The following is an 8,046-nucleotide window of genomic DNA, read 5'->3' as shown; positions in this document are numbered from 1 at the left end:
CAGATGGGGGAGCACCGCCTCGAGCAGGTCGTCCAGGACTTCTGGGACAAGAAGTTCGACGTCATCGTGTGCACGACGATCGTCGAGACCGGGCTCGACATCCCCAACGCCAACACCCTCATCGTCGAGCGGGCCGACGTCTTCGGGCTGAGCCAGCTGCACCAGCTGCGCGGCCGCGTCGGCCGGGGTCGCGAGCGGGCCTACGCCTACTTCCTCTACCCCCCGGAGAAGCCGCTCACCGAGACCGCGCACGACCGGCTGATGACGATCCAGAGCCATACCGACCTCGGCGCCGGCATGCAGGTCGCGATGAAGGACCTCGAGATCCGCGGCGCCGGCAACCTCCTCGGCGGCGAGCAGTCCGGGCACATCGCCGGCGTCGGCTTCGACCTCTACGTGCGGCTCGTCGGCGAGGCCGTCGCCGACTTCCGCGGCGAGAAGGACACCTCGCCGACCGAGATCAAGATCGAGCTGCCGGTGGACGCCCACCTGCCCCACGACTACGTGCCGGGGGAGCGGTTGCGCCTGGAGGCCTACAAGAAGCTGGCGGCCGTGGTCGACGAGTCCGCGGTGGAGGAGATCGAGGCCGAGCTGCGCGACCGCTACGGCGTCCCGCCCGAGCCGGTGAAGAACCTGCTGGAGGTGGCCCGGCTGCGCACGGTCGCGCGGGCGGCCAGCATCGGCGACGTCGCCGTGCAGGGCACGATGGTGCGGTTCGGCCCGGTCGACCTGCGCGAGAGCCAGCAGATGCGGCTGATGCGCCTCTATCCCGGCACCATCGTCAAGGAGGCCCTGCACACGATCCTCGTGCCGCGCCCGATGACGGCCCGGGTCGGCGGCACGCCGGTGCGTGACGAGGCCGTGCTGCGGTGGGCGTCCGACCTGCTGCGCGCGATCCTGCTCGACGACATCGCGAGCGGTGCTCGGGCCCTGGAGGCTTCCGGCGGCGCGAGCGGCGCGAGCAGCGCAGGCGGCACCCGGCATACCGGCCGGTCGGCGTGAGCGTGCACAATAGGCCTCGGACGCCCCCAGCCCGTGAAAGGACCCCGTCGATGGTGCAGCGACTCGGATTGCCGACCCGCCGAGGACTCGTCACGTGCGTCACGGCGATCGGCATCGCCCTCAGCGCCGGTGCGTGCGGCACCCTCGACAAGGCGCACTCGGTGGCTGTCGTCAACGGCCAGGCGATCTCGGTCTCCGACGTGGCCACGGCGACGCAGCAGTACAACGAGTTCGTCGCGTCGAAGAGCGGGAAGGCACCCAACACCGAGGCCCGCACCGTCACTGTCCTGGTTCTCGCCGGCTTCATCATCGACTACGTCACGGCCACGGGGAAGTGGAAGCCGGACGTGGCCTACAACAACCTGTTGTCGACGGTCCCGGATGCGTCCCCGAGCACGGTCGAGCTGATCAAGTTCGATGCGATCACGGGCGGCAACACCCTCACCCAGCCCGACGTCGACGCGATCCTCGCGGTCATGGCCAAGACCAAGGTCGAGGTCGATCCGCGCTACGGCACGTTCGACGCGTCACAGGGTGGCCTCCGGCCCCGCGACCTCAACTGGATGAAGACGGTCCCGGCGGACCAGAACCCCGAACCGGCCACCCCCACGCAGTGACACCCGCACCCCGGTGCCGGCGATGACACCGGCCGGCTCCGGTCGGCTGACCCTCCTGCTCACCAGCCCGCGGGTCCCGGCGGGGGTGCTCACCCGCGACGCCTGGCTCGCCCTCGAGGGTGCTGCGGCCGTCCTCGGTCGCGAGGACGAGCCCCAGCTCGAGGCCCTGCGGGCAGCCGGTATGCCGGTGACGTCACCACCGCCCGGCGAGGACGCGCCGCCGGTGCTCGCCCGGGCCCTGGTGTCCCGGGCGCTCACGGACGGAGCGGTCGTGTGGGTCGGCTCGTCCGATGGCGACCCCGGCCTCACCGACGCCATCGCGTCCGAGGTCTCACGGTTGCCCACGCCGCCGGAGGTCGAGGTCGTGGTGGGGTCCTACGACGTCCAAGGGGCGCGGCTGCTCGACCTGGTCGCCGTGATGGACCGGCTCCGGTCGCCCGGTGGGTGCCCCTGGGACGCGGAGCAGACGCACGCCTCACTCGTGCCCTACCTCGTGGAGGAGGCGTTCGAGGCCGTCGAGGCTCTCGAGTCCGGCGACCGCGCCCACATGGTCGAGGAGCTCGGGGACGTCCTGCTGCAGGTCGCCTTCCACGCGCGCGTGGCGCAGGAGCACGAGAGCGACCCGTTCGACATCGACGACGTCGCGGCCGGCCTCGTCGCCAAGCTGGTGCGGCGCCACCCGCACGTCTTCGCGGACGCGGAAGCCGCGGACGCCGCGGCCGTCGAAGCGAGCTGGGACAGCATCAAGGACGCCGAGAGGGCCGCACAGCAGGACGCGCGAGGGGCATCGGCCCCCGCGGGCGGCTCGGACGGTGACATCCTGCGCGGCATACCGGAGGCCATGCCGCCCCTGGCGCGGGCGACGAAGATCGTCTCCCGGTTGCGCCGACGCGCTCGCGTCGAGCTGCTCGACGCCGCGTTGACCAGCGACCCCGACGGTCCCGGAGCGCGGCTGCTCGCTCTCGTCGTCGAGCTCGAGGCCGCAGGCATCGACCCGGACTCAGCCCTGCGGGAGACCCTGCGCCACCTGACTGCGTCGGCCCTGCCCGGCCGAGAGCGCTAGCTCGAGGGACTGGTCCGGGACGGGACGCCACGGTCGGGGTCGGGCTGTTCCGGGGCCACCGCGCGCGCCCAGGTCTCGGTCCAGCCCAGCATGGACGCCAGCCGCTCGTTCGGCGCCCGGAAGCGCTCCTCGAGCTGGCGTCGGACCTCCGGCGTGAGCTGGGTCACCGAGTCGTCCTCCCAGTGGTTCATCCGCTTGAAGGTGATCCCGGAGGCGGGTTCGAGGCCCATCTGGTCGATGAGGGTGTTGAACGTGGTCTCGGGGTCGGAGAAGAGGTCCTCCGAGCGCAGTACGTGGACCCGCTCCCGCGGCACGTGCTCGTACCACCGGGAGAGGTGGTCGGCATACAGGCCCCGATGGGCATAGCTGGAGTTGCGCATGAGCATCAGCCCGCGACGGGTGTCCAGACCCATCCGCTCCGCCCGGGCCATCCGCTCCGGCTCGGCCTCGAGAGCGTCCACGAACGGCAGCGGCTCGAAGCCGTGCTCGAGGTTGTGGAGGTAGTGGGAGTAGGCCCGTTCCACCGGGTTGCGCAGGAGCGCGATGAACCGGGTGGAAGGGAGCTCTGCCGCGGCTCGAGCGGGCACCCGGGGGTCGACGAGGTAGAGCGGGCTCGCCTCTAGGGTCTGGGTCCCCTCGGGCAGGCGGGGGAAGTGCCCGCGATACCACCCCACCCCGTTGCCGTAGTGGAGACTGAGGTAGTTGAGCTCCTTCGAGAGCGGCGCGACGATCTGGTGGTGGGCTCCGAGATAGCGGAAGAGGGACGTCGTCCCCCCGCGCTGGACGCCGATGATGACGATGGACGGCAGGTCGCCGGCGGGTCCGGGCGCGATGTTGCGTGCCCATGCCCGCGACATGGTCACGGCGTGCTTGGCCTCGTTGACGTATCGGCGTCGAACGGCTCCGCGTCGGGGTGCGAACATCTCGTGTCCCATCGTGTCACGGCCTGTAATCGGGGGTACTGACCGGCCTCCGAAAAGGTTAGCAGCGCTCCCCGTTCGCGGTAGGCCGTTGTGTGGGACACGGCACGACGGGAGACGGCGCAGGGACTAGGGTCGGCCTCGGTACCGTCGCCCGGCGGGAGGTGTTCTGTCGTTATCGTCCTACCGCTCGTTGGGTTTGCTCCTCACCCGAGCCGTTTGGTTCGCGGCCCATCGGTGCATGCGGTTCATCAAGAATTAACCAGTGCGGCGCCGACGGCACCGCGTCCCATCCGGTCGTATCGACACGCAAGCTGAGGGAGCAGGCACGTGGCCAGCATCGAGGCAGTAGGTGCGCGGGAGATTCTCGACTCGCGCGGCAATCCCACCATCGAGGTCGAGGTCGCCCTCGACGACGGCACGATCGCGCGGGCGGCCGTGCCCTCGGGTGCGTCCACCGGCGCCTTCGAGGCCAGCGAGCGACGCGACGACGACGTCGCCCGTTACGGCGGCAAGGGCGTCCTGCAGGCGGTCGACGCCGTCCTCGACGACATCCATCCGCGGCTGGTCGGCTTCGACGCGAGCGAGCAGCGGCTCGTGGACGCCGAGATGATCGCGCTCGACGGCTCCCCGAACAAGGCCGTCCTCGGCGCCAACGCGATCCTCGGCGTCTCCCTCGCGGTCGCGCGAGCCGCTGCCGACTCGGCCGGGCTGCCCCTCTTCCGCTACGTCGGTGGTCCCAACGCCCACGTCCTGCCGGTGCCGATGATGAACATCCTCAACGGCGGCTCGCACGCCGACTCCAACGTCGACATCCAGGAGTTCATGATCGCGCCGATCGGCGCGCCGAGCTTCCGGGAGGCCGTGCGCTGGGGGGCGGAGGTCTACCACGCCCTCAAGTCGGTGCTCAAGGAACGCGGTCTCGGCACCGGTCTCGGTGACGAGGGTGGCTTCGCGCCCAACCTGGACTCGAACGCCGCCGCGCTCGACCTCATCCTCGTGGCCATCGAGAAGGCCGGGTATGCCGCGGGCACCGACATCGGGCTCGCCCTCGACGTCGCGGCGTCGGAGTTCTACAAAGACGGCAGCTACGCCTTCGAGGGCGGCGCGAAGTCCTCGGCCGAGATGATCGACTACTACGAGAGCCTCGTCGACGCCTACCCCCTCGTCTCCATCGAGGACCCCCTCGACGAGGAGGACTGGGAGGGCTGGAAGGCCTTCACCGAGCGCCTCGGCGACCGCGTGCAGATCGTCGGCGACGACCTGTTCGTCACCAACCCCGAGCGCATCCAGCGCGGGATCTCCTCCGGCACGGCCAACGCCCTGCTCGTCAAGGTCAACCAGATCGGGTCGCTCACCGAGACGCTCGACGCGGTCACCCTGGCCCAGAACAACGGCTACCGCTGCATGATGAGCCACCGCTCCGGCGAGACCGAGGACACCACGATCGCCGACCTCGCCGTCGCGACGAACTGCGGCCAGATCAAGAGCGGCGCACCGGCGCGCTCCGAGCGCGTCGCCAAGTACAACCAGCTGATGCGCATCGAGGAGGAGCTCGACACGGCGGCAGAGTATGCCGGCGTCCGCGCCTTCCCCCGATTCGCCGGGTGGACACCGGGCGCGGCTCCCACGACGGAAGCCCCGGAGGCCGCAGAATCGGAGCCGGAGTCGGTCCCGACCCCCGGCGACGCCGAGGCGGGGACGGCGGACACGACGGACACGACGGACACGCAGGGCGCCGAGGGCTGACCGCTCCGCGACGGCAACTCGAAGGAGCAGGCAGGGGCATGGGCGAGCAGGGCAACGGCACCCCGTCGGGTCGGAGCGGCGCAGGTCGGAGCGGCGTGGGGCGGGCCTCGGCGGGGCGGGCCACCGGGCGCCCGGTTGCTCGGCCGGCCGCCCGCCCGGCGGCTCGACCGTCGGCTCGACCGGCACGAGCCACCCGCCCTGGCTCGTCCGCACGGGCGCTCACGGTGGGCCCCGACCCCCGCGAGTCCCCCAGCTGGGTGCGGGGCGCGCTACTCCTGTCGATCATCGTGCTGCTCGCGGTGACCCTCCTGCCGACCGCCCGATCGGTCCTCCGGCAGCGCAGCGAGATCTCGGCGCTGCAGGACAAGATCGCTACCCAGACCAGCACGGTCGATGCGCTCAAGGTCGAGCAGGAACGGTGGAAGGACCCGGCATACGTCGAGCAGCAGGCGCGGGAGCGGCTGAAGTTCGTCCGTCCCGGTGAGCTGTCCTACTCCGTGATCGACCCCACCAAGGCCGCTCCGACGATCCCCAGCGGTGCGGTCGTCGCGGCACCATCCTCGTCCGGCAACCAGCCGTGGTACGGGCAGCTCTGGACCTCGATGCAGCTCGCCGACCGCCCGACGGCGGGGATGGACCCGGTCGCCCCCAGGTGAGCACGCCCGACGGCCCCGTCACCCCAACCGCGCCGGTCTTTCCGGCGGTCTCGGCGGTGGACGTCGCGGCGGCGTCCCGCCAGCGTGGACGCCCGATGCGTGGGGTGGCTGGCGTGGCGCACCGCTGCCACTGCGGTGAGCCCGACGTCGTGCGCACCCTGCCGCGGCTGCCCGACGGGACGCCGTTCCCCACCACCTACTACGCCACCTGCCCCCGGTTGACGGGTCTCGTCAGCACGCTGGAGACGCAGGGCGTGATGAGGCAGATGCAGGGCCGGCTCTCGGGCGACCCGGCTCTGGCGCGGGCCTATCGCGCGGCACACGAGGACTACCTGCGTCGCCGGGGGGAGCTCGGCGGGGTGGCCGAGATCGACGGCGTCTCTGCCGGAGGCATGCCCGACCGGGTCAAGTGCCTGCACGTCCTGGTGGCCCACTCGCTCGCCGTCGGCCCCGGCGTGAACCCCTTCGGCGACGAGGCGCTGGCGATGCTCGACGACTGGTGGGTGCCCACGAGCTGCGCCTCGGCGGCCGCCGCCGACAATCTCTTGACGACGGGCGCTGACGATGACTGAGCCCGGGGTCCGGGTCGGCGCGATCGACTGCGGCACCAACTCGATCCGGCTGCTCGTCGCCGACGTGTCCCCCGAGGGCGTGATCTCCGACGTGCTGCGCCGGATGGAGGTCGTGCGACTGGGCTACGGTGTCGACCGCACCGGGCGGATGGACCCGGTGGCCATGGAGCGCACGCTGGCCCAGGCCCGTGAGTATGCCGCCCAGTGCACCGAGCTGGGCGCCACGGCCGTCCGCTTCGTCGCGACCTCCGCGTCCCGGGACGCGTCCAACGCCGACGAGTTCGTGGCCGGGGTCCGCGAGGCCTTCGAGGCGTATTCCGTTGTGCCCGAGGTGATTTCGGGTGCCGAGGAGGCCGCGTTGTCCTTCCGGGGAGCGACGGGCGACCTCCGGGCGACCGGCATCGAGGGGCCCTACCTCGTCGTCGACCTGGGGGGCGGGTCCACCGAGTTCGTCCGCGGCACCCACTCGGTCGAGGCCGCCCTGTCGACCGATGTCGGGTGCGTCCGGATGACCGAGCGCCACCTGCACTCCGACCCGCCGAGCCGGTCCGAGATCGAGAGGGCCGAGGCCGACATCCGGGCAGCCGTCGACGCGGCGGCCCGCGCCGTCGACTTCCACGACGTGCGCACGCTCGTCGGTCTGGCCGGGACGGTCACGACGGTCACGGCATACGCCAAGCGGTTGCCGGCCTACGACCCGGTGGCCATCCACCTGTCGGTGACGCCCGTCGACGAGGTGCAGCAGGCCTGTCGTGAGCTGCTCACCATGACGCGGGCGGAGCGCACGGCCCTGCCTTTCATGCACCCGGGACGCGTCGACGTCATCGGGGCGGGCGCGTTGATCTGGTCGCACGTCGTGGGCCGGGTCGAGGCCGACACATCGGTGGCGCATGGCGGCTCGGGCGGGCGGCCCCTCACCGTGGTGACCAGCGAGCACGACATCCTGGACGGGATCGCGCTGTCGTGTCTGGGGTGAGCGCGGACCGGTCGTAGCGGACGGCGGGATGCTCAGCGGCGACCCAGTTCTGGGTGCTCCAGGTCCCACCTGTCGACGGACGTGCTGATGCTTCCCACGATGATGAGCCACAGTCCGCCCACAAAAGCGTACGTTGCCAGGCCCAACAGCGAGGTGGTCCGGGACGTGCTGTAGACCAGACACTCACGCTGGAGAGGATCGCCACCAAGGCGACGATCCCGACCCGCAGGCCTGTTCGCTGCTCCACGATCCAGCGCTGAACTGTGCTGGGTGGATAGTCATAGGCCATGGTGGAGAGCCTATGAGGAAGACCGTGGGCTCACACCCGAGGAAGGCGTGTCGGACGGTGCGCCGCGAGGAAGACCCGCACACCCTCGGCGGCATGCCGGCGCAGCGCGGACGGGGTCGGGACGGCGGCGTCGCCCAGCAGCATCGCCTCGTTGAGGGGGCCTGCCATGACGAGCCAGTTGAACTGTGCTGCAGCGATATCC

The 8,046-nt window shown here is 71.2% G+C and carries 9 protein-coding genes; 7 read left to right on the top strand and 2 right to left on the bottom strand.

Annotated features, from left to right (window positions below; genetic code table 11):
• From Q0R63_RS17785 to Q0R63_RS17775, 3 genes are all read left to right on the top strand, one after another.
• A partial coding sequence (locus tag Q0R63_RS17785) for a TRCF domain-containing protein (RefSeq protein WP_295700285.1) occupies positions 1-1,002 on the top strand: 1,002 nt, incomplete at its 5' end.
• 50 nt (positions 1,003-1,052) lie between these two features.
• A complete protein-coding gene (locus Q0R63_RS17780) occupies positions 1,053-1,619 on the top strand; it encodes a hypothetical protein (RefSeq protein WP_295700282.1) in 567 nt (188 codons plus the stop codon).
• A 22-nt stretch (positions 1,620-1,641) separates the two neighbouring features.
• Positions 1,642-2,682, top strand: coding sequence for a MazG family protein (locus tag Q0R63_RS17775; RefSeq protein WP_295700280.1), 1,041 nt, complete (start codon positions 1,642-1,644; stop codon positions 2,680-2,682).
• Here Q0R63_RS17775 and Q0R63_RS17770 read toward each other — a convergent pair.
• Positions 2,679-3,605 (bottom strand): sulfotransferase domain-containing protein, encoded by a 927-nt coding sequence (locus Q0R63_RS17770; protein WP_295700276.1) that lies wholly within the window; start codon positions 3,603-3,605, stop codon positions 2,679-2,681. The two genes, Q0R63_RS17775 and Q0R63_RS17770, sit on opposite strands and share 4 nt — an antisense overlap.
• 327 nt (positions 3,606-3,932) lie before the next feature.
• Here Q0R63_RS17770 and eno point away from each other — a divergent pair, with 327 nt between their 5' ends.
• From eno to Q0R63_RS17750, 4 genes are all read left to right on the top strand, one after another.
• On the top strand, positions 3,933-5,351 hold the full coding sequence (gene eno, locus Q0R63_RS17765; RefSeq protein WP_295700274.1) for a phosphopyruvate hydratase: 1,419 nt from the start codon (positions 3,933-3,935) through the stop codon (positions 5,349-5,351).
• Between the two features lie 224 nt (positions 5,352-5,575).
• Positions 5,576-6,007, top strand: a complete 432-nt coding sequence (locus tag Q0R63_RS17760; protein WP_295700271.1) for a septum formation initiator family protein — start codon at positions 5,576-5,578, stop codon at positions 6,005-6,007.
• Positions 6,008-6,063: 56 nt separating this feature from the next.
• A complete protein-coding gene (locus tag Q0R63_RS17755; protein WP_295700289.1) occupies positions 6,064-6,579 on the top strand; it encodes a DUF501 domain-containing protein in 516 nt (171 codons plus the stop codon).
• Positions 6,572-7,555 carry a Ppx/GppA phosphatase family protein gene (locus tag Q0R63_RS17750; protein WP_295700269.1) on the top strand — a complete coding sequence of 328 codons (984 nt, stop codon included), beginning with the start codon at positions 6,572-6,574 and terminating at the stop codon, positions 7,553-7,555. Before Q0R63_RS17755 ends, Q0R63_RS17750 begins: the two co-directional genes overlap by 8 nt.
• Before the next feature lie 319 nt (positions 7,556-7,874).
• On the opposite strand, the gene Q0R63_RS17745 is transcribed toward Q0R63_RS17750, so the two are convergent.
• Complete coding sequence (locus Q0R63_RS17745) at positions 7,875-8,042, bottom strand: TetR/AcrR family transcriptional regulator C-terminal domain-containing protein (RefSeq protein WP_295700287.1); 168 nt, start codon at positions 8,040-8,042, stop codon at positions 7,875-7,877.
• Positions 8,043-8,046 lie beyond the last annotated feature (4 nt).

The sequence above is a fragment of the Lapillicoccus sp. genome, assembly GCF_025353065.1.
Taxonomy (GTDB): Bacteria; Actinomycetota; Actinomycetes; order Actinomycetales; family Dermatophilaceae; genus Lapillicoccus.
This window is presented reverse-complemented; position numbering and strand designations above follow the sequence as displayed.